Source organism: Nocardia sp. NBC_01499 (assembly GCF_045040275.1).
Lineage (GTDB): Bacteria > Actinomycetota > Actinomycetes > Mycobacteriales > Mycobacteriaceae > Nocardia.
The window spans coordinates 9896482-9920851 of record NZ_CP109426.1 but is presented as its reverse complement, the minus strand read 5'-3'; the positions used below and the strand labels follow the sequence as shown (position 1 = coordinate 9920851).

Below are 24370 nucleotides of genomic sequence, written 5' to 3'. Positions count from 1 at the left end.
GGGGAGCTTGGACACCTGGGACCAAGAGCGTTACGCCGCAGCGTGTACCGCGGTCACGCGCGTCTGCGCGGATGACCGGCTCGGCCAAGTCCTGCGTAGCGCGCGGTTCGAGACCGGTGATCTGCTGGCGGCATTCAACCGCCATAGGCGCAGCGTCCTGATATCTGTAGCGCTGGAGTCCGCGCGCTGGCGTGTGGCCCGCTGGCGGGCCGAGCGCGAGCGCCGCCTTGTACGGATCGAGGAGGCCGGGCACAAGCCGTGGGCGCTGGTGTGGTGGCTGAGCGAACGGCTCGGTCAACTCCTGCTCGTTGCTGGTGTCGGAGGTGGCCTGATCGTCACTCCCCTCGCGGCGTTGCAACTCAACCAGATCATTGCCGGGCCCGAGCCGAGCCGTCTGCCTGACAATCAGGAGTGCTACACACTGTCGACGGGCATGGCGGGAGCCACAGAACTGGCCTACCTCCTGATGCTCGCGGTGATCTGTGCGCTGGTGATCGCCTCGAGCACCGTCCTGCTTCGGCAGTCGGACAACAGCATTGACTCACTCACCAGGCGCCAGCAGCGGGCGACCCGCGCTGACGATCTCTGCATCACAGCACGTAACGACTGGAGCCGAGCACTGACACGGCGGGTACTCGAACCATTCGCCCTCGCCCTGCTGGAATCCGCCATGCCGTCACCAGCAGCGCTACGGTGTGCTGCTGTGCTCGGCCTGGTTAAACAAGTCGCAATGAGCGCACTGCGGGCGGCAGTTGACTTTCTCCGGCTCGCAGGACGCGCATCGCGAGCCGTCGCGTATACCGCCGCGCTGCTGATACTCGGCGGCGTCGCAGGTTCCAGCGCGCTTTGCGTAATTATCTTCGCGTTCGGGTCGGTCTTCTCAGTCTTCGGCGCGGCAACGGGGATGTGTCTCAACAGCGAGCCGGGCCTGCACCTACTGGCTGCTCTCGGGGCGATGCTCGTGACAGGCCTACCTGCCAAATGGCTCGTAGAGCGGTTGTTTCCCTGACCCTGGCCTCCCGACTGGTGAAACCGACAGTTGAATCCGCGAGCTGCGGCCTAGGTCCGAGGACTCATGTTCGACCGAATGTCGGGCCTTGCACGCAGGCGTTGTACCGAGTGGCGTTTACGTGGACAGCCGCGACGACCTGCTCGACCTCATGGCCGATGCGGTACAGGACGACCACGTACCGCTGCCGGGAGACCGGCGTGCCGACCTCGAGGCGTACGCCCACCACGAGCGCGAGCTGTGGCTGCGGCATACCTGGCTGGCCCCGCTGCTGGCCACCCGACCATCGCTCGGTCCCAACTGGCTGCGGAACCTGGAACTGACATTATCTCCCGGGGTCGACAGAGCTCCGCGCAATCATATGGCAGTGCCGAAGGTAGAAACATCCGCGAGTAGGCGGATATTTATGAATCCGATAACGGTTCCAAGGCGGGATCTTTCGTGTTTCCGGGGACCTCTGGGCAATGCGCCCGAGTGGATGTACCGTTTGCGATGTAAGGGAGCCGAGTTTGCCGACCGCGGGCGTCGAGACAGTCTTGACTGTGGTCGCTGAAGGACCGGCAACGCGGTGCCGGTATGGGCTCGGATAGGAATGAGGGTGCGTCCATGGGGGATTCGGGGAAACGGTTCGGTGTCGACCTATACGAACTGGAGCAAGCTGCGAAGGGGGATTTTCCGCAGATCGCGTTGGACTACAGTATTGCGATCGGCAGCTGCAACAGCGTCTCAGATGGGCTGGCGCAGGTTTTGGAGCGGCCAGTGTACTTCGGTGGTTCCGCGCAAGGTCCGGTGTATGACGCCTATCGCGCTCTGCATGCGACGGTGCTTGGTTTCCTGACAGATACCCAGAAGAATCTGGAAGACACCGCGACGGCCCTGGACAAGGCGGCGCAGTATTTCGCTGGGACCGATCGAGAGGCCGGCGACGAGATGAACCGACTTATGCGCGACGATCCGACACTTGGCGCCACGCAGAACCCGCCGAAGCAGTATGGGCCGGGCCACCTCAGGTACGACTTCTAGTGGATTGGGAGGTGGCGGGAAATGAGTTTCGATCAGCTCATGCAACACGCACATGACATTGCCGACAAGGCCGCCGAAATCGCGCGCAGGGAGCGGACGCCCGCTACCACCGGCAGATCCGGCGTCGGCGCCCCGCCGATGGACCAGATCAGGCAGGAATTCGCCTCGATCGAGCCAGCGTTCGAGCCGTTCACCAAGATGCCCGATCCGGCGCACTACGACTCGCTGATCAATGATCTGAAGCGGGCGATGGGGCAGGTGAACACCGGCTCCGCTCCCCCGACGCAACTCACCGGCGATGTGATGTTGTCGAACGTCGACCTGGCCCACATGACGACCGACGGCAGCTATCTGGCGGGCTGGACCGGCGAGGCCGCGATGGCGTTCAAGAAAGACTTCGTCGATCCCTTCGGCATGGTTGCCGGAAATCAGTTCACGGCGCTGTCGACCATGCGAGGTGTCCTCGAGGCACATCAGGCGATGTGGGCCGCGGCGCGCAAGGATATCGACAATATCGCGGAAACCACATTGCATGCGTTGGACAACGTCGGTGGTTGCAACAAGACTCAGTGGAGTTACCTGTTCACGGTGCTCTCCGCGGTCGCCACGATCGCTTCAGGGCTTATCACCGTCGGAACCGGCGGCGCTACGGCGCCGATCGTGCCGGTCGCAGCGGGCGTCGCCCTCGGCAATGTGACCTTGGGCGGTGCGAATCTCTCGCAATCCGGCAACTCCGCTGAATCCGTCATCAGCTCGATGATGCAGGGTATCGATACCCTGCGCCAGCATATTCAAGACGTCGAGCAGAACCATATCGCAAATTACATCCCACCGCTGATCGGCGCATTCACCGGTAACACGGACAAGCTTGTCGCCGCACGGCCGACCTTGGCGGGAATGAGCCTGCCCGACCTCTACGGCGACCACGGCATGGGCGGCCGCAATTAAGATGGGGGCGGTACCATGATTGATTTGGCGATGCAATTGGACAATATCCGTGTCCGTGTGACCGCACCTGGCACGGACATCGAAGCAGAGTTGTCAAGGCGTACCGATATCGCGTTGTTCTTCAAGGACAGCGATTACGCGTTCGTCAATGAACCGATAATGGAGCGGGCGTTGACGAGTATCGCCAGGCTGCTGTGGGTCGGGTGGCAGCGTGAGTACAGACGGGCGATCGAGTATACAAATCTGAGCATCGATGCCGAGAATGCGGCGGATTTCGCTTTCTTCGCCGAGCGGGACGCCGTCGAGGCGGCCGGCGAATCGAGCAACAAGCGGATCACGGTCGCCACGGTAGGCATGAAGAGTTTCTCGGTGCACATCGAGCCCGACACCGTCCGGGACCTATCCCAAAGTGAGTTCTGTACGAGCGTCTCCGAAGCTGCCGGAAACTTGATTCAGAACTACCTGGCCGAGGTCGGCGAGCTCAAGAAGCGGTACTACGACTGACCCCAGTTCGGCGCGGTCCCCCCGAACAGCATCCGCAGGGGATCACCGTGCGGTGTCGGCGATTTCGCCGACGGAGGCGGACGCGAGTCCCGCAAGCAGGCCCGCCGCCGTGGTCTGGAACATATCGAGATCGCCGTAGAGCCGGGCAACGAGCAGCGCGCCTTCCAGGCAGCTGATGATCATGTGCGCCTTCTCGCGCGCAGACCCGGTGAAGGCGAGGGTGTGTTCCCGCTGTCCCTGTGTCAGCACTTCGGACAGCCATGCCTGATTTCGTTCGAAGAAGTGGACCACCGATTGCTGCATCGGTTCCGACAGGGTCCGGTACTCGGCGGCGAGCATGCCGCACAAGCACATTCGCTGCTCACGCAGGACACCCGCGTATAGGCTCGCATAGTGCTCGAGCCGGGCGGGGGCGTCCTCGTCGCTGACCGTCGCCAGCGCATCGAAGAACCGTTGCTCATATCGCTGCACGAGCGCGAGCCCCAGCTCTGCCTTGCTCGGAAAGTGGTAGTGCAGAGCCGGTTTGGAGATCGCCAGGACCGCGGCGATGTCGGCGTAGCTGAATCCGTTGAATCCCCGGCTCTGCACAATTCGCTCGGCGGCGTCGAGGATGTGTGACCGGGTGCTGCGGTCGCCGCCCGGAGTGCGTGGCGTCATGGTCTCCTGCCTCTTGACTATCTGGCGGGTCCTGGTGAGAATTTGACCTACTAGTAAATCAGTGTACTTCGGGCGGCCTGATCCAACAGCGTCCGTTCTGCGAAGTTGTTGCGGTATCGGCATTTTCGGTCGAGCGTCGAGCATCGCGGTCCGGGTGTCGTACGGGCTTCGCCGAGCCGGGAACTCGTCCATGGAGGAGGGCGAGCCCGGCCAACGTCATGGGGTGACGGATTGGCTGCGGCGGCCGAGTCCGCCTGTGCCCGTAGGACATCGCCGACAATCTCGGATTCCCAGGCGGCAAGAATATGCAAGGACTCAGTGCAATCGACTCAACGGCCGCACCGGTGGGGACGTCCGGAGCGGGTGAGTCGCTCAGGTGCCCGCCGCACGACGGTCCGGCCGACCGGTTGATCGGCCGACAGGACGAGCTCGATCGGATGGCGGACCGGATCGACAAGTTGGTCGCGGGAGAGGGCGGGGTGGTTCTCCTCGAGGGCGAACCCGGCATCGGCAAAACCGCAGTGCTCAGGGCGGCAACACAATTGACGGCCGCGCGCGGGCTGCGCGTGCTGTGGGGCGAAGCCAAGGAGCTCGAACAGCATGTGCCGTTCGCGGCGATCGGGCCACTGCTCGCCGCGGTCGAGGCGGTGGCGCCGACCACGGCGGAGCCCCTCCGGAACCAAGGGGTCTTCACCGGCACAATGGCAATCGGGTACGAGATGGCGGCGATCGCAACCCTGCTTGCCGCGACCGAGACCTTGTGCGCGACAGGGCCGTTCGTGGTGATCCTGGACGACGCACACTGGGCGGATCCGTCGAGCCTGCTGGCACTGCATCGGCTGGGAGAACTCCTCAACGAGCTCCCGCTGCTCCTCATGCTCGCGGTCCAACCGCTGCCCCGTGAACGTGGGCTGTCGGGCCTGCTCGCTGAATTCGAGTCGCGAGGTGTCGAACTGGTGCGACTCGGGCCGATGAGCGATTCGGAAACTGCTGTGCTGGTGGAACTCTTGCTGGGCGCGGCTGCCGGGCCGCTGCTGTCGGCGGCCGTCGCCAGCGCAGGCGGCAATCCGCTGTACGTCACCGAACTGGTTACCGGAATGTCGCAGGCCGGGATGCTCGAGTCCGGGGAAATCAGTTCGGACGCATGGACATTCGAAGGGAACGGATCGAGAAATATCCGCCTGCCGGAATCGCTGACCGAGGCGATCCTGCGGAGGCTGGACCATCTTCCGGCCCGATCACAGCAGATCCTGTCGATGGCGGCGGCATTGGGCCAGGGCGTCGAAGCGATCGAGCTGTCCGAGGTGCTCACGGCCCCGCTCATCGACGTGTGGAACGTGATCAGTGTGGCGGTCGCGTCGGGAATCCTGATTCGTTCCGGCGCCGAGCTGACCTTCCGGCACGATTTGATCCGTCAGGTGCTTGCCGACCAGCTCCCGCCCACTTCGCGAGTGACGCTGCAGCTGCGAGCGGCGCGGGTACTGATGTCGATGGAAGCGCCAGTGGAGCGCGTCGCGATGTACCTGCTGGCCGATGACGGCCCATTGGACGCGACCGGTCTGGAGTGGCTGACGAACGTCGTGGAGAGGCTGGTGATCCGTGCGCCGGAACTGGCTGCCGGACTGCTCGCTCGGGCCATCGAGACCAGCAGACTCGACCCGCAGCGCCACGACGAGTTGCGGCTCTGGCAGGTCAGGGCACTGCTGTGGAGCGGGAATCCGACCGAGGCCGAGGCGGTGGCGCGGCACGCGTTGTCGCAGGGCGCCACCATGGTCGGTCGGCGACAGGAAGTCGGCACCATGCTGCACTGGCTGCTGGCCCATGCGTGCTTCGCCCAGGGAAATCTGTCCGACGCCGTCCACGTCGCCGAGTCGGTACTCGCCAAGCCCGGCCTGAGCTCACTGCAGCAGGGGCAATTTCACGGGTTTCGCGCCTTGTCCAATACTCTGCTCGAGCGTTTCGATATTGCCGAAGAGGCGTCAGCACAGGCGATTTCGACCGGCCTCGCGAATGCGGATCCGGTCGCGACGGATCTGGGTTCGCTCGCGCTCGGCTTGTTACGGCTCCACCAGGGATTTCTCGATGAGGCGCGGCAACTCGGCGATCGACTGGCGCGGAACTTCGAATCCAATGGCCGTCGGCAGCTATCCAACATCGAGCCGTACTCGCTGAGCGGTCGTTGCCTGACCGAGCTCGACGAACACGCGATCGCGGAAAAGACACTGACGCTGGCAATTCGGTACAGCGAACACACCTCCGGTACATATCTCGGCTCGAACCGGCTAGAACTGGCACGATCACACTTCCTGCGGGGGCACTGGGACGAAACCCTGGCAGCACTGCGCGCCTGCCGAGACGCACCGGATATCTTCGGATACGCTGCGGCGGCTGAGTGCCTGACGGCTCTCGTCGCGGTGCATCGCGGCACGTTCGCCGGTACCCCGGAGTCGCTACCCGCCCCCGATGATCGGTTGGAGGGCCTGGTCTACCGGTATCTGCACCCGTGGGTACAGGCGCTGGTATATGAGACACAAGGTGATTCGAGCCGGGCCATGGAAACACTGATCGGCCTTTGCGAGGAGTACACGGACGGACTGGCGCCGGCCACGGTGAGTCAGATGTATCCGGATCTGGTGCGCGTGGCGGTCGCTGCCGGGCGGGCGGATGTCGCCGCCAATGTCGCCATCGCCGCCGACGCGTTGCAGGCGCGTCATCCCACGCACAGCCGACGCGCTACGGCGGCGCTGTGCCGCGGGCTGGCCGAGGGTGATTCCGCGCTTGTCGCCCAGGCCGTCGAATCGTTCCGGCAGGCGGGTCGCCCCTGGTATCAGGCACAGGCGAACGAAATGCTCGCCACCCTGCTCGCGGGCGACGGTCATGCCGAGCAAGCTCGATCCGCATTGGCGAACGCGATCGACCTGTACACCGGATTCGGCGCCGAGTGGGATATCGCACGGGCCGACGCGCGCCTGCGGGAATTCGGGATTCGCCGTGGCCGCCGCGGCCGCCGCAACCGGCCCAAGACCGGCTGGCAGGCGCTGACACCCACGGAGAAGAAGGTTGCCGCACTAGTAGCGCAGGGACTATCGAACCCCGAAATTGCCACCAGAATGTTCCTGTCGCCCCGCACTGTGCAGTCGCACCTGTCGAAGATTCTGACGAAACTGCGTCTGCAATCGCGGATTCAGGTAGTCGTTGCCCTGGCTCAACAAGGCACATTCACGACCACGGGTTGAGCTTCGATTCGTTTCTCCCAGATGGGGATTAGGCTCGCAGAACCTACCGAAACAGGGCAGGGCCGAGCTTCTCAGCCTGTTCGGCAAACACGGCGAACGCATCCACGTACGCACCCGAGCCCCCATCGCTGAAGCCGACCAACCCTGCTACCCGCCTGGGAGACATCGCTTTTAGCTCCCTACAGTGGTTCGACCGTGCCCCATGCCATTCGGGTGTGCGTGGCTATGCCAGCTTGGCAGCCAGTGTGCGGATCACCTCGGACAGCACCTTGTCCCGCCATACCTCATCGGGCTTGACCCTCGGGTGGCTGCCACTCACCTCGAAATAGAGCTGATTGCTATGGCATGCTATGGCTGGCTCACTAACGTTCGTGAAGTTAAAGCACTGGATGCCCGCGGCATTCAGGTCGACGGGACTGCCATGGTCGGCCTCCATCTGGCGCTCGTAGTACAGCGTGACCGCAGCGCGCGTAGAGATCACGGGGATCGTGATCCCGACAGAGGGGCCGAGAACCAAAGATCTCTTACCCGGCGACGATGCGGGCAATTCGAGGATGTAGTCGCATTCTCCCTTCGGGAGAACCCCCGTAAGAGCAAGAGTGGAGGGATCACGGATGGAGACCGCTTCCGAATGTCGTTCGATATTCGTTGCTTGCGGCAGGATCGCGAGCAGTTCCTGATCGGTCAGCACACCGCAGGTGTCCGGCCAGTCGGAAGCGGCGACTGACCCGTCCGGTTGCACGCTCACCGCGATCTTGCCGGAAGGCCGTGCCGAACCGAACGTGATCTCGGTGTCCGATGAGGAGGTAGTCGATAGAGAAGTGCCGGTATGGGGTGTCGACGGCGCCCCACCGCACCCCGCGAGGAGGCCCGCCGACACGAACAACCCGGCCATCAGTCGTAGACGAACCCTCATCATCACCTCAGAGATAGTGTCCTGGGTCAAAGATCTTGACAGAATCCAGTGGCTCGCGACAGGCCCCCGGAGCAGGCGGCGGGTCCTTCGCGCGATGGCTGTGTAGTGCCGTATTGCCCGGTGGTCGAGTACTCGCCGTCGATGCCGACCCGCGCCACCTCACCGACCTACCCGGCCGCGGTGGCGAGGTCGCCCAGCTCGACCTTGTCGCCAACGACATCGCTGAAGGCGCATTCGATTTCGTCCACACCCGATTCGTCCTACTGCACATTGCCGATCGCGACATCGTCGTGGAGCGATTGGCCCGAGCGCTGGCACCCGGCGGCGTGCTCGTGCTCGAAGAAGGCGATGGGCTCGGAGTACTCGATGAAATGCCAGGTGCTTTCGGCGAAGTTTGGCGCGCCTTTGCACGCTCGACCGAAATCGCGGGCGCGAGTCAATCGTGGGCCCGGAACCTGCCGACGCAGTTGGAGGCACTCGGGCTCGTCGATGTTCACTCCGAAGCGGACATCCCGATGTTTCGCGGAGGCTCACCGATGGCACGCATGTGGAACCTGACCTGGGCACAAGCCCACGACACCCTGGTCGGTCTCGGTGTCCGGCCCGAGGTGATTGCCGCCGCGCAGGCTGAACTGGAAGACGAACAGCGATGGCTCTACGCCCCGCCCACGGTCCGTGCATGGGCCCGCCGACACGATATGCCCGGGCTGTGAGCGGGGCATCCGCTTCTGCCGCTTATCGCGCGGTCGCTGAACCACGTTGCTGCCCAACACATCCGGTAATCACCATAAGACGTTCTGCGTCATACCCGTCCATGCTGACTTCAGTCAGTCCAGGTGAGCGGTAACCAGCCGAATACCGCGGGTCGGTCGGTGGTCCAGATCCGTTGGTAGACACGGGTTCCCAACGTGCGCTCATGCCGAATAGCGTGCATCTGCTGTCGCCGACTGCGCCCGTTTGGCGACACGGGCGCAATACGCGGTCATGCCGGAAGGGACTCGCATCATGCCGACCATCCAGCAAGGCGGGGTTTATACCGGTTCGTCCCCTCATTAAGCGTTGTTATATGCAAACGGACGTGAGGCGGTTTCCTTTGCGCGGTCCCGTAGGGGGTGGCTTGGTAATGCCTAGGGCACGTTGCTGGTGCTGCACCCGCTGGGTGCCGGTGTGTCGGTGTTGAGGCGTTCCTGTAGCCACGCGAACGCGGCGGGATTGCCTCCGAGGGCCTCGTGGAGGTGTTTGCTCGCGGCGGAGCGCGTGTAGGTCACCGGAGTTCCGGCGGCACAGTAGTTGTCGACCATTCGATCGGTCGTGGCGACCGGATTCCATTGGTCGGCTACGCCTTGGTACACATACAGTGGCGCGGTCGGGGCCGGAGCGCCCAGTGCGGTCGAGTCGAGTGTCTCCTTGATCGTGGGCAATGTGAGGAATTGAGTCAGCGGCATGTCCAGATACCGCGACCAGTGGGGGCCGCGTTGTGTCAAAGCCCAGGTGGTCGCGCATTCCGACCGGATCTTGTCCACTACGGCGCTGCCCTCCGGGGTCAGGTGTCGCCCCAGCATGGCACCGAACTCGGGAGAGGCAGCCGCCAGAGACGCGAGGATCATGCCGACCTGGCCCGAGGTGTCCTGGTCGTCGTTGCTCAGCATGACGGCGGCGAGATCGGGTACCGGACCGCCCATGGTGGCACCGGCGAGGTTGATTTCGGGTGCGTAGCTCGGCGCCATCTGGGCCGTCCACCCGGTCGCCAGGCCGCCGGCGGAGTATCCGGCGAGTCCGACCCTGGTGTGTGGGTTCAGCCCGAGCGGGCCGAATCGTTGGGCGGCCCGGATACCGTCCAACACCATGTACCCGGGTTCCTTGGCGACGCCGAAGTGACCGAACCGGCCTTCGACGTCGGGCACCGACACCACCCAGCCCTTGAGCAACTCCGGCACGTAGAACGGCAGCTGCCCCCCTGTCGCTGTGACCGGCGCGTCCGCGCGCTGTAACTCATAGGACGGCACGCACTGCGGGCCGGAACTGTCCTCGAAGAGCTGGTGTGACACCAACGGGCGATCCGGTGGGGCGCCTGCGGGCAGGATCACCGTGGTGACCGTGACGTCGGGCTGGTCGAACAGATCGGTGGTTGCGGTACAGCAGCTGCCACGACTGTGCCGGTACCGGCAGGAACGGCAGCTGCACCGGGCGCGACCGCAGGATCGTGCCCGGCTCCGCGGCCGCGAATTCCTCCGGCGGCTGGTAGAACGGATCGACCTGCGGCATTGGTGGATCCGCGTGGGCGGGCACCGGTAACCCGGCACCAGCCCCGACCGATGCGACAACTACCGCACCGATCACCGCTGCCGTGCGGATACCTAACCGGGGTAACAGGAACCGGCGTGGACGCATATCGGGGAACATATCGACCTCCGGTGAGATGCACGGGTGTGGATCTGTTCGCTGGAATCACTCCTCGGATTACTTCTCGTATCCGAGTACTTTTCACGACAGTGCGCCAACCTTACGGGATCAGCAGTCCCCAGTAGATCGCCCAGGGCACGAAGACCGCCCCGGCGGCAAGCAGCAGGAGCAGCCGTAGCCGATCACCACCGATGGTCTCGTGGCGATGTCGCCACCATGACAGCCCGGTGGCGACCGTCGCCAGCACCATACCGACCGCGAGCAGTTGCAGGACGAGCCACGGGATCGGCCGGGCGAGCACGAGCGGACCCAGATGGCGCATGCCGATAATCTGCAGCAGCCCGAAATAGCCGAGGAAACCGGTGACGGCGAGTGCGCCGGTCGCCACGAGCACACGGGCCTGGCCGCGCACCGGCGATAGCGCACGCCGTCGGCGAATCCTGCTTACCAGCCCCGCCAGCGGGTATGCCGCGAACGCCACCAGGAACAGCACGAGCGCAAAACCCTGCGCCCACAACGATTCATACCAAGCCAACGGTGGCAACGCCTCGGTCTGGCGGTCCTGGGGTGGCGGCGATTCGACCACCACATCCCGTCTCCCCTCCGCCAGCGCCGTGAGCCAGCGACCAACCAATTCCGGATACTGCGGGGCGAGTTGCGTCAGTGTGTTGTACCCACGCTCACTCGTCGCCTCGAGGTCTGGGCCGCCGCCCGGCACGAATTCGATCGCGTAATCCCGATTACCGCCGCGCTCCAATGCATCGGCGACAACGCGCGAGCCCTCCTGCGGCGGGTGCGATATGTCGTACTCACCCCACAGCGCGAGCAGCGGCTGATGAACTCGCTCCAGTACCGGCGCGGGTTTGTAATCGGCCTCCGGAAAGAGACCCAAGGCGACGATGAGCCGAGTTCCATTGTGCGCAAAAGTCTTCGGCATGGACCCGGATACACCCTGATGCCGGATAACGTTTTCCTGATACCAGGCGGTCTGCCGGGCCCCACCCGTGCCCGAGGCACCCACGGTGATCACAAAGCCGACGTGATCGGATCGCGATGCCGCCAGTGGAGCCACCCAACTGCCCTCGCTTACTCCCCACAACCCGACCCGCGCCGGATCGACATCCGGCCTGCTGCGCAGCAATTCGACAGCGCCGAGCGCGTCCTCGGCGAGCACACCGTAGTCGCGGTGCGTCTTCGAATATCCGATCGTCCGCTTGTCGAAGGTGAGCGTCACCAGCCCGAGCCGCGCGAACATCTCCGCGTGCTGGCGCACATCGGCCCGGACCTTCCAGTCCGAGCCGCCAAGCAGCACGATAGCGGCGCCCGGTTGTCGCCCTGTCGCTGGTGCAATGACGGTGCCGTGCAACACCACCCCACCGCTGCCGGTGAACGACACGTCCGTGGTGGACATGTCGAAGTCCTGCGCGGAAACCGCGGGAGCGAACGACAAGACCGTCGCCAGCAGCGCTGCGACAACCACCAGTCCACACCACGTGCGGCGCGCATAGCGTGCACTCGTCATCGACGGATCCCCTCAACAGTGCCCGGTCATGAACCAACAATGCCGACCGACCGTCAGTCCGCGAATCACCCTACGATCGTAATGTCATGCCTTACCGAGGTATTGGCGTTCGCGACGGCGTTCACGCCGTCGGGGGCAGTTGCCCGATAGCCCGCTGACATCTGAACGTCCGTACATCAGCGATGACGTTCCGTATCGCACACATCCATGCCGGCTCCAGTCGAGACGAGTGAACGATAATGCCAGATCCGCGCGTTGGCCGGCCGTCCAAATTTGTTGGTCGACAAGGCTTTCCAAAGCAAAACGCCTGGGCGGCAACACCGTTGCGGTCGCCGAGGCAATGCCCACTCATCCAGCCCACTGACGATTCCCGACGGCGGAGCCCGCCGGCCCCCTCGCGCCGCACGCCCAACATCCCCGTGCCACCCCTCCACCTCGGCATCGAGCGCCGCCCTGCCGCGCCCCGGACACCGAGAACCCCAGGTCAGAAGCAAATTCTGACCTGGTCCGGTGCCATGTCCGGCATCGCGGAAGGCACGGTTGAAGTTGTTCGGGCTGCGCGGGGTTCCGGCCCGCACAGTTCTGTCGTGCCGGTCGCTATGACGACGAGTCCATCGGGAAGTTGCCCGACAGGGGTCAGCTATGCCCCGTGACCAGTCGTGCAAAGGTGTCGTGCAGGTCCGGGGAAAGCCCCTTGACGTAGGCATGCTGGCGGACCAGTCGACAGCCTCGGCGCTGTTTCGCCTCTTCGGTGCCGGTCGAGTAGTGGATGACGCGCACGCCGAGGCGCCAGGCCCGCTCGATCAGGTGGTAGAAGAGCAGCCCGAAGTAAACCGGTAGGCCCTCGGTAGCCGCGTAGTCGAAGCCGGCCGTACGTACGTACATCTCTTCGTGGCGGCGGAAATACAGTAGGGAGCCGACCGCATCGCCGTCCAGCCGGGCGAACTCCACACCGGCGTGCTCACCCGCGTGCCGGGCGATGGTATTCCGCAGCCGCTGCACGGCGCTGTCGTCGAAGGTGCCGTACTTGCGGTTGAGCTGCCTCTCCAGCCGGTCCACCTCGGCTAGTGCGGCTGGATCGAGCGGTCGGGACTCGTACCGCACTCCGGCATCTGCCAGCTTCTTGGTCTCACGCCGTACGCTGTTGCGCGCGTTCCTAGTCAGGGGGGTCTGGTGTGTTCCCTGGATGTATGCATCAAAGCCGCCGTCCGGCACGTCCAGCACGGCGGCGCGGTAGTGCGGGAAACAGACATAACCACGTTCCGTGAGCACCTGCCGGAGAACGGTCATCCCTTCATCGACATAGAGCATTCCAACACTTCTCAATGCTCTCCGCTGTGCGGCATTTTCCGCCTCGGCGAGCAGGTCGTGCAGCACACTCGCTTGCCAGGCACTATCGGATTCCACCGCACTCGCGCCTATGCGAGTGTGAGCTGGATTCCTACCGCCGAGAAAGAGCGACGGCATCATGGCATTGACCACATCGGCGCCCTCTCCCACCGCACAGGATTCAATGAATTGCGCGGCAAGAAAGTTCAGGCGACAGAACGGAAAAGGCGAATCAGCGGCCATCGGATAACAGGGAAGAGTAGCCAGGGCCCCTCCCGGAATCGTCAACCGCAGGTAGAAGGGAGGAATATCAGCTGTCTCTTCGGCCACCCGCAACCACGGCCGTGACGCATAGAAGTTGCCCGCTCCCAGCGAGGCGTCCCACTCGAACGGGTCCAGATCGCGAACGCTGGAAGCCTCGCGGCATGCCGGTCTCGGCTGCATGGGTTCCCTTCCTAATTCCCTGTTGGCCATATTCCTTGTTGACGCTGTGTCGGTCGAGTTGATTGACTGTCGGGGTGCTCGAGACGGACCGACTGCTGAAGTGGGTTCTGGGTTCCGACATTCCACGTCCTGCGCTTCGACCACTCACGTCGATTGGCATCAACTTTGCGGCCCTCTCCGTGTTCGCCACATATTTTGGGCCGTGGCTCATAGGGAAAGTGGGCGCTACTGCGGGGCAAGCCTCCACCGCGTACATTGCGGCCGGCCTTGCCGGTGTTGCGGGTGGGTATCTGGGTGGCCGGATCACCGACAGATTCGGACCACGTCCCGCGGTCCTCCTCGGCTCCGCCGCCCAGGTGGCCGGGAGTGCCGTGCTGCTGCTGCCCGGCGTCGGCGTGGGCACGGCGTGCGCGGTGCTCATCGTGGTGACATCGCTACAACCGGTGCGTGGTGTTGCACAACGCATCGCCTTGGCGGACACCGCGCCCGAGAGCCGTCGCGAGAGACTCTTCGCCGGGTACCGCCTGGTCATCAACGTCGGAGCATTCGCAGGGCCGATGTTGGGCGCCGGCCTCGTCAGTCGGAGTTGGTGGCTGCTCCACCTCGAAGTCACCATCCTCTTCCTTATCTCAATGCTCGCCGCCCTCCGCGTTCATTACCACGCCCCCGCGACGGCAGGCAGGCCGTCGCGTGGTCGGAGCGGTCTGGTTGTACTGGGCGACTGGAGGCTGTACGCCCTCATGCTCGCCACCACCTTGGCTTGGACTGTGGTCTACATGTACGAAACCGTCCTGCCGATCGCGCTCACCCAGAGCTACGGGCTGTCCCCCGCTACCTGGGGCATCCTCTACTCCCTCGGACCGGTGCTCGTAGTTCTGCTGCAACTGCGGATCAGTCGCTGGACTGCGGATGGATCCCCCCGCATCCGGCTCGCCGCCGGCACGGTGGCGATGGGCGCCGCATTTCTCGTCCTCACGGTGGACACGTCGCTGTGGGCGGTCGTCATCGTGGTGGTCACCTTCCTGGTCGGCGACATGGTGTGGGGACCAGCGAGCGAGACCGCGCCGCTGCGTCTGGCCGCCGCGGAACACCGTGGTCGGTACGTCGGTGTGCTCACCTCCAGCATTTGGCTCGGGAGCGCCCTTGCACCGGGAATCGGACTCCCACTCCGGCAGGCCTACGGCGACACCGTGCTGTGGGTGGCGGCGTTCGCTTTCGCCGTATTGTCGGGCGCGGTCTACGTCGGGGCCGACGTGCTCGCCGTATCCCGCGGCGGCGACACCGGGTCCGGCAGCGACCGCGCCAACTCCTCGTAGATCTCAACTGCCCGTTCGTATTGCGCCTGCCGCTCCCGTGGCACCGCAACCTCTGCCTCATCATCCGGCGGCAGGATGGTGTGGCTGGACTCCAGCGTCGTGTGCCACTTCGCTTGAGACTGCTCCTCTGCCTCGGACCACCTGCGGATGCGCCCGTTCCGCCAACTCAGCATCGATTCCTGGAACGGCAGTCGAACCTGTTCGCAGTAGCCACGCAGCACCGTTTCCGGGTGCCGCCGGAAAGCATCACCCTCCACGACCACCGGCGGATGACCGAGTTCCGAGCGGATGCGGGTGAACAGCGCGTGCAGCGCCGTGTAGCCGAACTCGTCCTCGGTGAAGTTCCCTTTGAGCGGCGTCAGCGAACGCAGCACTCGTCTGGGGTGCCGAATGATAAAGGTGCTGGTGATCCTGGTCAGCAGGTTGTCGGTCAGGTACGGGCCGGCCTGAAAGGCCAGGTCCTTGACGAACACCACAGGCGCAGCCACCGAGAACACCGCCTGCGCTGCGGCTCGTGCGTCATAGTCGGCCTGCTGCGGCTGGTTGCCATAGCGGGCCGAGCGGCGCTCGGGCCCGAAGTAGTAGCAGTCTGTGTACGGCTCGTGGACGACGCGGGTGTCGGTACGGCACGAGAAGGTTTTCTCGAAAGCCGTTGACACTGAGCGGGGTACCGCCCACAGCGCGACGAACCGCCGCTCACCCGGAAGTGATTCCGGCTTGGATTCGGTCTGCTTGCTCAACTGTCCTCCTAGTCTCTAGGGGTGCTGGTCGAAGCGGAAGATGTCCTCATCTGTCTCGGCACGCCACACCAATTCGGCCGCTCCGCCGCTAACCGCGACCACGCCGACGCGCGGTCGATTGAAACTCGTGGCGCGGGTTGTGCTGTAGGCCCCCGCGTCGCGCACGGCGACGAAATCTCCACGGCGGATGTCGCCCGGCAGCCCGGCGTCGAGGGAGAACACATCACCCTCGTAGCACAGCGGCCCTCCGAGGAAGTACGAGACATCCGGCGCTTCCCTGCGCAGCGCCTCGTAGCGGTGCCGTTCCGCCACCCCGGCTGTCGGCAGCAGGTTCAGCCCGCCGTCCAGCAGAACCCACGTTCCCGGGACGGTCCGCTTGACCGCCGCGACCCGGGTGAGGAGCGTCATCGCATCGGAGACCACGGCCCGCCCCGGCTCCCAGATCACTCGTAGGTCCCCGAGACCGTACCGGTCCAGCAGCGCACGTACTCCTTCGGCGAGGGCAGCCGAGGAGAAGGACTCCTGCTCCCCCGGGTCCTCCTTGGCGGCTTGCACCTGGCTGAGTCCGGCCACCGCCCCCTTCAGCCGCTGAATGCCCGGGACTCCGAAGCCGCCGCCGAGATTCAGGTGGACGAGTGGGGTCTGCTCCCTGAGCTTGGCCGCCCAGGCAATCACCGTCCCCAGCGCCTCCAACAGCGCCGGCACGCTGACGATCTGAGAGCCGAGATGGCAGTGCAGGCCGGTCAACCGTAGTTGCGGCCTGTCCCGGATGGCTGCGACAAGCCGGTCGGCGTCGGCGGTGGCCAGTGGCCACCCGAACTTCGACGGCGTGGTGCGCTCGGGCAGCGGTAGCGTACCCGCGTAGATGTCCTGGGGCGGGAACACCCTCAGGCCCACCGGAATCGGCTCTCCCCTCGATGCGGCGAACTCCGCCAGGGTGTCGATCTCCTCCGCACCATCGATGTTGACGTACACCCCGTGCTCGACCGCCGCACGCAATTCGTCGACGGTCTTCACCGGGCCGTTGAAAACGATCTTCTCCGGCGGGAATCCAGCGCGTAGCGCCGCCCGCAGCTCGTAGCCCGAAACCACGTCCACGCCGAATCCGTGGTCACGGACGACTTCCGTCACGGCAGGCAGGTGGTTGGTCTTGAGCGAATACAAGACGGTGTCGGGAGACAGGTCACCAGCGACAGCCGTCAGGTTGGCCCGCAGTCGGTCGAGGTCGAGGACGTATACCGGTGTACCCCAGCGTTCGCCGACGGCGGCCAGGCCGCGTGCGTCGCTCACGACTCCACCTCGCTCACGCTCGCTCACAACGCTCACATCCCGGCGGGCACGGAGGCGGCGCCATCCCCGGCAAGGGCCTGGCGCTCGAACTCGGCACCGTACTTCCGGGTCTCCCAGTCGTTGAATGCGACGATCCACAAGTCGCGGTGGCCGCCCATCTCGTCCTTGGCAACGATGTCGGTGGCGTTGTGCCACATCGCGCCGTCCTGGTAAACCAGGGCTTGATTGGGCTGGAGCGTGACCTCGAAGAAAGGGTCACCGCCGCCTGTCGGCATGAGCTGATTGGTCCCGCCGGTGATGTTCCGGCGAGCGAAGACCGCGAGCATGCCGTAGTCGTGACCGTCACGGTGTGGACCCTCGGGAACCGAGATGCCCGCCACCTCAGGAGTGGAGATGACCCGGCACTGATGGACATTGAGCTGCCATGAACGGTCACGATCGAGGTCGAGCGCTCTGGCCCCGGCCGCGATCTGTGGCGACGGGTCGATGCGCAGCGGCTCGAACGGCCGCTGGACGCCACCCATGAAACCGTTCACCATGCGCGGCTGGAGGAAGGGGCGATGCGGCAGTAACTCCAGCTTCCAAGCGTCAGTGCTCTTGTCATAATCCACCCTGTACTGCGAGAAGCGGCGGAAGCGCTGGCGGCCACCGGTAAATTCGTCCCGGGGGAGCTTGTCGAACTCAGCGAGGACGCTCGGGTCGGGTGCCGGGATGTCGATCACGCGGTACTTGCTGTCCCAGGGGTTGACCATGATGGTGACTCCTTCCATCGATAGGTACGCGGGCTGCACGTGAGGTGCTTGCGATGCAGCCTGTGATCAGCTCTCGGAGCAGGTCACGAGATGGATCTGGGCGAGCGCTGCATCGGCTCTGCGGCCTGCCTCGGCAGAGGTGGTAGCGGCGGCGACGACATGGCCGTACAGCTCGTGGTTGCTTGTCGGCGGTCCGACCTGGTAGCCCGGCACAGCCTTCACTTCGACCTCGGAAACACCGTCGATGCGGCCGGCGAGGTCGGCGCCGTACACGGCCCGCACGGTGCCGCGTTCGCGAGCCATGAGGTAACGGGAGGCGGCGCCACCACTCCGGGCTGGCGTCAGGTCGGGGCGTTCGCCCAGGTGCATCCGCACAACCTGCTCGCGATAGCGAATGCCGTAGGCCAGTTCCACCAGGTCGGCGATCTCGGCGCCGGCGATGCGCGCGTTGATCTCGATGAGCTTCGGCCCGTCGGCGGTCATCCGCAGCTCGGTATGGGCGGCACCGAAATCGAAGCCGATGGCGGTAAGACTGTCGAGTGCCGTCCTGGCAAGAGCGGACGTGACCGACTCCGGCAGGGTGGAGGGGAAGGTGTCGCCGATCTCCGCGAAGTAAGGGGCAGCGCCGAGCTGCTTGTCCGTGACACCGATGAGTGTCGTGGCCCCGTCGTACGTCACGGTCTCCACGCTCACTTCGTAACCGAGCGCATACTCCTCGACCAGCACCCCGGGTCGGCGGCGCTGACCACGTGCGTCGTAACGCTGCCTGACGATCTGCTGAAAGTACTCGCTGACATCGGTCTCGGTGAAGGCCAGCGAAACACCCGTACTAGCGGATTCGGTCATCGGCTTGATGACGCAAGGGAATCCGAAGCGATGTGCCGCTTCCAGTGCTTCGGATTCCGTCGTAGCGTGCACGAACTGTGGTGCGGGAATCCCGGCTGCGAGGCAAGTCCTCCGGGTCTCCAGTTTGTCCCGGGCGGTGGCAGCAGCCGCCGGAGCGAGACCGGGGAGTCCGAGTGCCGCTGCGGATTCCGCGACGAACGGGAGGTTGTAGTCGCAGTGGGTGTAAAGGCCGGCCAGGCCCCAGCTCCCCACCAGGTCACCGACGGCGTCCAGGACCCCAGCCGACGAGTTGGTGTCGCCAACGATCACTTTGGAGACGCAATCGGAGAAGACGGCCGAGTAGTTGCCGAGCCCCTGATATCGCTCGGGGTCGTTGCTGACGAAGATCACTTCACAGCCGAGCCGATGCGCAACCTCGAGGGGCAGTAGGCCGGAGGTGGAAAGCTGCGCCTCCACCATTGCGAACAATGGCTTGTCACTTGGCGACATGTGAGAGACGCTAGCTGCTGTACGGATGATACTCAACTTCTTTTCAATACCGAGACGCGTTCGCAAATCCGTTGGTACGCTTGGGTTTTCATCCATCGCGCGCCACGGGCGTGTCCACCGTCCACCGGCACCGACTACCCTCTGCGGCGTCGCGATTCCCGGCGCGGACGGGCCGACCGTGGAGGGGTGGGAGTTCCGTTGCGGGCGAAGGGGTTTCCCGATGACAGATCAGCCAATTTACAATCGCGTCAGACACGCTATAACGCGATTGCTAGCCGCGCATACACACGGCAGGAAAGTGTTATGTGACGGCGGTCGGGTAGGCTGGTGAACCGTGATCAGGATTCGACATCTGGTTCTGGCCGGTATCGTGGCGACGAGTGTGACCGCGTGCGGCGTGTCCAGGTCGGATACGTCGGAGTCGGCGGAGACGACATCGGCTCCGACGACTCGCACGGCGTGCAACGCCAGTGCGGCAACCGGATCCGTCTTTGCCACCGAGGGACGCCCTGATAGGCCGCTCACGATCCAGCTTCCGCAACTGACGGGCTGGCAGGTGACGCAGGCAGAAGGGGACGAATTGGTGTTGGGTCGTGCCGATCAGCACGCGGGGAAGGACATCGCGACCGTCACCCTCCGCGTGGACCGTCCGCTCCCTGCCAACACCATCATCGCATCCGCGTTCAGTACGGACGGACACGAATGGCGGCAGTCACGATCCGAGACCATCGATATGTGCGGTCGGTACGCCACCCGGGTCACCGGAATTATGCGCGCCGCCGGTATCGACGGAACCGACATCTACCACGAGTTCCTCAATTCCGATTACATTGCAGGCGAAATGCTGTACCCGATCCGAATGTCGGTCCAGACAACGGCCGCCGATCAGCACACGTACCAACCCGATATCGACACCTTCGTCAACGGACTGCAGATCGTGCCGATACCTCCGACCGGTTGAGCAGCGTCGTTTCATGCGGCGATGATGGCAACCCACTCCACCATGCGGCCGGATACGCTGTCGAACCGTGATACGTAGCTCCACATAGCTCCGCGGTTCGGCTTGCCGTACAACGCCTCTGGCGGCCCCGGCCACCACCGGTGGCCGGGGCCGCCGAAGCGGCGGGGATGGCGCGGGTTCGGCCTGCCGCCCGAAGCTGGTCCAGGCTCCTGAGACGACACCGGCTCCGGTACATGCTCCGCCGCTGTTGGTATCCGGGGAGGCGGGGTGAAGAGCCCGGCACTCGAGCTGCGCGAATCGTGAGCTGGCTTGCGGCACTGAAGAATTGTTGATCCCCATCATGAGCAGGTGTCGTACATTGATCGGCCCACGACGTTGGAAGCTGTTCTGTCCGAGCACTTTAGGCGATCGGATTCTCGCCTTCTCGGACATTGAATGTAATCGGATGTCGGTGTGATCCGATGCGGCAGGGCTACCTGACCTGTCGCGAGTGAAGTCGAAATATATTCGCGCATAACAACTTATGACTTGCGTCCCGTTAGCTCAAAGATTCCCAGCTTTTCCCCAGTCTCGTCTCCAGTCGAGTTGATCACCCGTATGTGGTTCTACTTGGTCATGAAACCCACACATAAACGGGCGGGTCGAAATACCGCCTTCGCGATAATTGCTGTCGGGGCAATGATCTTTGCGTCTGGCCCTGGCGCTAGCGGGCAGCCGCCAGCCAGTCCATCCGCACCGGCGAGTTCGGATTTGTCTGTCGTTCCGAAAGAAGTGACCACAGATCCCCAAGGAGCCGTCGAGCAGGTGGTCCCGAAGGAGCCGATCAAGGTTCCGGCGGGAACGGCTGCCGATGCCAAGGCCGCGGCGCAGGCGCACGCGGCCGGTGTGCAGAAGGCGCTCGGCGGAAATGGCGATACCGCAGGTGTTCTGGTTGTGGAGTCTGTGTTCCGGGTTGGTAAAGGGTCAACGGTCCGGCTGCGTCAGGAGATCGACAAGGTACCGGTGTTCGGCGCGTCGGCGGCGGAGTCGCTGACCGCCGACGGTTCACTCATCTCGGTGACCGGGTCGTTGTCGAAGAAGTCGCAGGGCAAGTTCGCGACGACCACACCGTCGGCGCAGGTACAGCAGACCGCGCTGAAGAAGGTCGCCGAGCAGAGTAAAGCCGCGCCCGACAAGCTGACCGTCACCGAGACGAAGTCCTACTGGTACGACGCGAAGCTGGTTTCCAAGGGTCATGCGCAGAGCGTCGCGGTACCGGCGTTCAAAGTCGACATCAAAGGCCCCAGCGCCGACAAGAAGGGCGAGCCCGCGACCTGGATCGTCTTCGTCGACGCCAACAACACCGGCAAGGTGCTCGACAGCTGGAGTGAGACCAAGCACCTCAACCGGGTCGTGTGCGACAACGCGAACCAGCCCATCGACCCCAACCAGGCAGGCTGCGGCACCGACAGCATCCAATCGACCAGGGCGGAGGGCGAGGCTCCCAGTGGCATCGAGGATGTCGACAAAATCTATGACTACCTGGGCAACACCGAAAAGTTCTACGCCAAGTACACCCAGGTGGCGAACCTGACCAACTTGATCGGCAATGACACCGGGGATGGTCACGGTCAAGCGTTGCGCGCCACCGTGCGTCTCTGCACCGTCGACGAGTGCCCGTATCAGAATGCTTTCTGGTCAGGCACTTACATGGCCTACGGTTCGGGTCTGACCACCGAGGACATCACCGCGCATGAACTCACCCACGGCGTAACCCAGAACACCAACGGCCTGGTCTACCGCGATGAGCCCGGCGCGATCAACGAGTCTATGTCGGACGTGTTCGGCGAGCTCACCTTCCTGGTGGACACCGCGAACCCGTGCAATACCGCCGAGAATCGGTGGAAGCTCGGTGCCTGCAGCTCCATTGGTGTGATCCGGGATATGGAGAACCCGAAGGCGCACCAGCAGCCCGACTCCTACAACGGGCAGTACTGGTACACCGGTAGCGGCGACAACGGTGGCGTACACACCAACAGCGGAGTGGGCAACAAGACCGCGGAACTCCTTGTCGACGGCGGCAGCCTCAACGGCGTGACCGTTACCGGTTTGGGTATCGAGAAGACCGCCGCGCTCTACTGGACCACCCAGACAATTCTCTCGGCCAATTCCGACTACGCGGCATTGTCGAGTGCGCTGAAGAACGCGTGCAACACCAATGTCCAGAACAGCACCGCCGGCACAACGGCCGCCGATTGCGTCCAGGTGGCCAATGCCACCAAGGCCACCGCGTTGCCGCAACTGCAGACCCGCACCTAACAACCACTATTGGGGTAAAGCCGGATGTCTCACCGCGCTCGTCATGAGCTCGGTGAGACATTCTTTGCCCTTCGGCAATGTTGTTGTAGGGCGGCCGATGACCACCCGGCTCAGGGCGCTGAGGCCGGTCCGTAGACGCCAGCCGGGGCCGGTAACGGTCAGTGCTGAACGGCGGTCACCGTGCTACATCAAGCGCGGTGGTCCAGGCGGTAGGCTGCTGGCCCGCCGCCGTAGGCGTTACCGTAGGGCGTGATCGCGTTTCGAGAACGCCATGGCGTGCACGGGTCCGATCGAAGCAACCCGCGCCGCGCGGAGCTGAGTCTCTGCGTTGCGGCGGTGATCCTCACTGCCTGCGCGGGCTCGGCAATGGCGGTCGGCGCCGGTGTCGGCGCCGACGCCACCACGGTGCGATCGCTCGCGGTGTTCGCCGGGCTCGTGCTGTTCGCGCATTTAGCGGTGCGGCGCTGGGCACCGATGGCCGATCCGGTGATCCTGCCGTGTGTGGTGTTGCTGAACGGGCTCGGGCTGGTGTTGATCGACCGGCTCGACCACGCCGCCGCCGGTACCGAGGCAGGTTCGGACGCCGCACATCAACTGATCTGGACCGGTATCGGACTCGTATTGTTCGCCCTGATCCTGGCTTTCGTCCGCGATCACAGCCACCCCGCACGTTATGGATACACCTGCGGGCTGACAGGCGTTGTCGCGCTACTGATTCCGGCGGTGCTGCCAGCACGGTTCAGTGAGGTCAACGGCGGCAAGAGCTGGATCCTGTTGCACGGCTTCTCGATTCAGCCCGGCGAGTTCGCCAAGGTGCTGCTGCTGATCTTCATCGCCGCATTCCTGGTCGCCAACCGGGAACTGTTCACCAACGCGGGTAAACGCTTCCTCGCCATGACCTTTCCCCGGCTACGCGATCTCGCACCGCTGCTGCTGGTCACCTTCGTCTCGGTCCTGGTGCTGGTGTATGAGAAGAATCTGGGATTCTCGCTGCTCATCTTCGGCACCGTGCTCGCGATGATCTACATCGGCACCGGCCGACTGTCCTGGTTGATCATCGGCATCATCATGTTCGCCGTCGGCGCCGTGATCGCCTACTACCTGTTCGATCATGTCCGCGTCCGAGTTCACGTGTGGCAGGACCCCTTTGCCACCTACTACACCACCGGCTACCAGATTTCGCAGTCACTGTTCGGGATGGCGACCGGTGGACTGTTCGGCACCGGGATCGGCGCGGGCCAACCACAGAGCGTGCCGTTCGCCAAGACCGACTTCATCATCGCCACCATCGGCGAAGAACTCGGCCTGGTCGGCCTGAGCGCGGTCATCGCGGTGTTCCTGGTGATCACCGTCCGCGGCTTCATCGCCGCACTCACCACCCGCGACGCCTTCGGCAAACTGCTCGGCGGCGGCCTCGCCTTCTCACTGGGCTGGCAACTGTTCGTCGTGGTCGGCGGTGTCACCAAGCTGATCCCACTGACCGGCCTGACCACCCCGTTCATGTCCTACGGCGGATCATCGCTACTCGCCAACTACATCATCATCGCCCTGCTGATCCGAATCTCACACGACTCCCGCACAGCCCCAACACCTCCCCCACGCCCACCCAACGCGATCGCAGAAGCGAAAACCGTCCACGTCAACCGGGCCTCCCACTGATCACCGCCGCAGTGCCTGAAGGTTGGCC

The 24370-nt window shown here is 64.2% G+C and carries 21 protein-coding genes; 11 read left to right on the top strand and 10 right to left on the bottom strand.

Going from position 1 to position 24370, the window contains the following annotated elements; translation table 11 throughout:
- Window positions 1-7: 7 nt before the first annotated feature.
- Window positions 8-1009 (top strand): hypothetical protein, encoded by a 1002-nt coding sequence (locus tag OG203_RS44585; protein WP_405163235.1) that lies wholly within the window; start codon window positions 8-10, stop codon window positions 1007-1009.
- 64 nt (window positions 1010-1073) lie between these two features.
- On the opposite strand, the gene OG203_RS44580 is transcribed toward OG203_RS44585, so the two are convergent.
- Window positions 1074-1262: a hypothetical protein gene (locus OG203_RS44580; RefSeq protein ID WP_405168212.1), complete on the bottom strand. Its 189-nt coding sequence runs from the start codon at window positions 1260-1262 to the stop codon at window positions 1074-1076.
- On the opposite strand from OG203_RS44580, the gene OG203_RS44575 reads away from it, so the two are divergent.
- From OG203_RS44575 to OG203_RS44560, 4 genes are read left to right on the top strand one after another with little or no spacing between them, the layout of a single operon-like run.
- Window positions 1194-1562 carry a TetR/AcrR family transcriptional regulator C-terminal domain-containing protein gene (locus tag OG203_RS44575; protein WP_405168192.1) on the top strand — a complete coding sequence of 123 codons (369 nt, stop codon included), beginning with the start codon at window positions 1194-1196 and terminating at the stop codon, window positions 1560-1562. The genes OG203_RS44580 and OG203_RS44575 overlap by 69 nt on opposite strands.
- Window positions 1563-1615: 53 nt before the next feature.
- A complete protein-coding gene (locus OG203_RS44570; RefSeq protein WP_405163234.1) occupies window positions 1616-2032 on the top strand; it encodes a hypothetical protein in 417 nt (138 codons plus the stop codon).
- Window positions 2033-2053: 21 nt separating this feature from the next.
- On the top strand, window positions 2054-2980 hold the full coding sequence (locus OG203_RS44565) for a hypothetical protein (RefSeq protein WP_405163233.1): 927 nt from the start codon (window positions 2054-2056) through the stop codon (window positions 2978-2980).
- Window positions 2981-3010: 30 nt separating this feature from the next.
- Window positions 3011-3484, top strand: coding sequence for a hypothetical protein (locus OG203_RS44560; protein ID WP_405168191.1), 474 nt, complete (start codon window positions 3011-3013; stop codon window positions 3482-3484).
- A 42-nt stretch (window positions 3485-3526) separates the two neighbouring features.
- Here OG203_RS44560 and OG203_RS44555 read toward each other — a convergent pair whose 3' ends face one another.
- Window positions 3527-4141, bottom strand: a complete 615-nt coding sequence (locus OG203_RS44555) for a TetR/AcrR family transcriptional regulator (RefSeq protein WP_405163232.1) — start codon at window positions 4139-4141, stop codon at window positions 3527-3529.
- A 344-nt stretch (window positions 4142-4485) separates the two neighbouring features.
- Here OG203_RS44555 and OG203_RS44550 point away from each other — a divergent pair, with 344 nt between their 5' ends.
- Window positions 4486-7377: a helix-turn-helix transcriptional regulator gene (locus OG203_RS44550; RefSeq protein ID WP_405163231.1), complete on the top strand. Its 2892-nt coding sequence runs from the start codon at window positions 4486-4488 to the stop codon at window positions 7375-7377.
- A gap of 223 nt (window positions 7378-7600) precedes the next feature.
- Here the strand turns inward: OG203_RS44550 and OG203_RS44545 are convergent, their stop codons facing one another.
- Complete coding sequence (locus tag OG203_RS44545) at window positions 7601-8272, bottom strand: hypothetical protein (protein WP_405163230.1); 672 nt, start codon at window positions 8270-8272, stop codon at window positions 7601-7603.
- Window positions 8273-8328: 56 nt separating this feature from the next.
- Between OG203_RS44545 and OG203_RS44540 the strand changes: the two genes are divergently transcribed.
- Window positions 8329-9006 carry a class I SAM-dependent methyltransferase gene (locus tag OG203_RS44540; RefSeq protein ID WP_405163229.1) on the top strand — a complete coding sequence of 226 codons (678 nt, stop codon included), beginning with the start codon at window positions 8329-8331 and terminating at the stop codon, window positions 9004-9006.
- 414 nt (window positions 9007-9420) lie between these two features.
- Here the strand turns inward: OG203_RS44540 and OG203_RS44535 are convergent, their stop codons facing one another.
- The 3 genes from OG203_RS44535 to OG203_RS44525 all read right to left on the bottom strand — a co-directional run bounded on the left by OG203_RS44535 (window position 9421) and on the right by OG203_RS44525 (window position 13991).
- Window positions 9421-10380 carry a lipase family protein gene (locus OG203_RS44535; protein ID WP_405163228.1) on the bottom strand — a complete coding sequence of 320 codons (960 nt, stop codon included), beginning with the start codon at window positions 10378-10380 and terminating at the stop codon, window positions 9421-9423.
- Between the two features lie 416 nt (window positions 10381-10796).
- The gene (locus tag OG203_RS44530; RefSeq protein ID WP_405163227.1) at window positions 10797-12218 is read right to left on the bottom strand and encodes an alpha/beta hydrolase family protein; all 1422 of its coding nucleotides are present in this window, start codon (window positions 12216-12218) and stop codon (window positions 10797-10799) included.
- A gap of 636 nt (window positions 12219-12854) precedes the next feature.
- Entirely contained in the window at window positions 12855-13991 is a 1137-nt protein-coding gene (locus OG203_RS44525) for a GNAT family N-acetyltransferase (RefSeq protein ID WP_405163226.1), read from the bottom strand.
- A 74-nt stretch (window positions 13992-14065) separates the two neighbouring features.
- Here OG203_RS44525 and OG203_RS44520 point away from each other — a divergent pair, with 74 nt between their 5' ends.
- On the top strand, window positions 14066-15307 hold the full coding sequence (locus OG203_RS44520; RefSeq protein WP_405163225.1) for an MFS transporter: 1242 nt from the start codon (window positions 14066-14068) through the stop codon (window positions 15305-15307).
- On the opposite strand, the gene OG203_RS44515 is transcribed toward OG203_RS44520, so the two are convergent.
- The 4 genes from OG203_RS44515 to OG203_RS44500 all read right to left on the bottom strand — a co-directional run bounded on the left by OG203_RS44515 (window position 15229) and on the right by OG203_RS44500 (window position 19520).
- Window positions 15229-16047 carry a hypothetical protein gene (locus OG203_RS44515; RefSeq protein ID WP_405163224.1) on the bottom strand — a complete coding sequence of 273 codons (819 nt, stop codon included), beginning with the start codon at window positions 16045-16047 and terminating at the stop codon, window positions 15229-15231. The two genes, OG203_RS44520 and OG203_RS44515, sit on opposite strands and share 79 nt — an antisense overlap.
- Before the next feature lie 15 nt (window positions 16048-16062).
- Entirely contained in the window at window positions 16063-17337 is a 1275-nt protein-coding gene (locus tag OG203_RS44510) for a diaminopimelate decarboxylase family protein (RefSeq protein ID WP_405163223.1), read from the bottom strand.
- 32 nt (window positions 17338-17369) lie between these two features.
- Window positions 17370-18089 (bottom strand): 2OG-Fe dioxygenase family protein, encoded by a 720-nt coding sequence (locus tag OG203_RS44505; RefSeq protein ID WP_405163222.1) that lies wholly within the window; start codon window positions 18087-18089, stop codon window positions 17370-17372.
- A gap of 66 nt (window positions 18090-18155) precedes the next feature.
- Complete coding sequence (locus OG203_RS44500; protein WP_405163221.1) at window positions 18156-19520, bottom strand: ATP-grasp domain-containing protein; 1365 nt, start codon at window positions 19518-19520, stop codon at window positions 18156-18158.
- A gap of 238 nt (window positions 19521-19758) precedes the next feature.
- Here OG203_RS44500 and OG203_RS44495 point away from each other — a divergent pair, with 238 nt between their 5' ends.
- The 3 genes from OG203_RS44495 (at window position 19759) to OG203_RS44485 (ending at window position 24342) form a co-directional block, all read left to right on the top strand.
- Window positions 19759-20385 carry a hypothetical protein gene (locus tag OG203_RS44495; protein ID WP_405163220.1) on the top strand — a complete coding sequence of 209 codons (627 nt, stop codon included), beginning with the start codon at window positions 19759-19761 and terminating at the stop codon, window positions 20383-20385.
- A 771-nt stretch (window positions 20386-21156) separates the two neighbouring features.
- Complete coding sequence (locus OG203_RS44490; RefSeq protein WP_405163219.1) at window positions 21157-22683, top strand: M4 family metallopeptidase; 1527 nt, start codon at window positions 21157-21159, stop codon at window positions 22681-22683.
- A gap of 249 nt (window positions 22684-22932) precedes the next feature.
- The gene (locus tag OG203_RS44485; protein WP_405163218.1) at window positions 22933-24342 is read left to right on the top strand and encodes an FtsW/RodA/SpoVE family cell cycle protein; all 1410 of its coding nucleotides are present in this window, start codon (window positions 22933-22935) and stop codon (window positions 24340-24342) included.
- Window positions 24343-24370: the final 28 nt, after the last annotated feature.

Coding starts and splice junctions, on each gene's coding strand:
- OG203_RS44580 (WP_405168212.1), bottom strand. CDS start 1,262: ATGCCGCAGCCACAGCTCGCGCTCGTGGTGGGCGTACGCCTCGAGGTC.
- OG203_RS44570 (WP_405163234.1), top strand. CDS start 1,616: ATGGGGGATTCGGGGAAACGGTTCGGTGTCGACCTATACGAACTGGAG.
- OG203_RS44565 (WP_405163233.1), top strand. CDS start 2,054: ATGAGTTTCGATCAGCTCATGCAACACGCACATGACATTGCCGACAAG.
- OG203_RS44560 (WP_405168191.1), top strand. CDS start 3,011: ATGCAATTGGACAATATCCGTGTCCGTGTGACCGCACCTGGCACGGAC.
- OG203_RS44555 (WP_405163232.1), bottom strand. CDS start 4,141: ATGACGCCACGCACTCCGGGCGGCGACCGCAGCACCCGGTCACACATC.
- OG203_RS44545 (WP_405163230.1), bottom strand. CDS start 8,272: ATGGCCGGGTTGTTCGTGTCGGCGGGCCTCCTCGCGGGGTGCGGTGGG.
- OG203_RS44530 (WP_405163227.1), bottom strand. CDS start 12,218: ATGACGAGTGCACGCTATGCGCGCCGCACGTGGTGTGGACTGGTGGTT.
- OG203_RS44525 (WP_405163226.1), bottom strand. CDS start 13,991: ATGCAGCCGAGACCGGCATGCCGCGAGGCTTCCAGCGTTCGCGATCTG.
- OG203_RS44505 (WP_405163222.1), bottom strand. CDS start 18,089: ATGGTCAACCCCTGGGACAGCAAGTACCGCGTGATCGACATCCCGGCA.
- OG203_RS44500 (WP_405163221.1), bottom strand. CDS start 19,520: ATGGATGAAAACCCAAGCGTACCAACGGATTTGCGAACGCGTCTCGGT.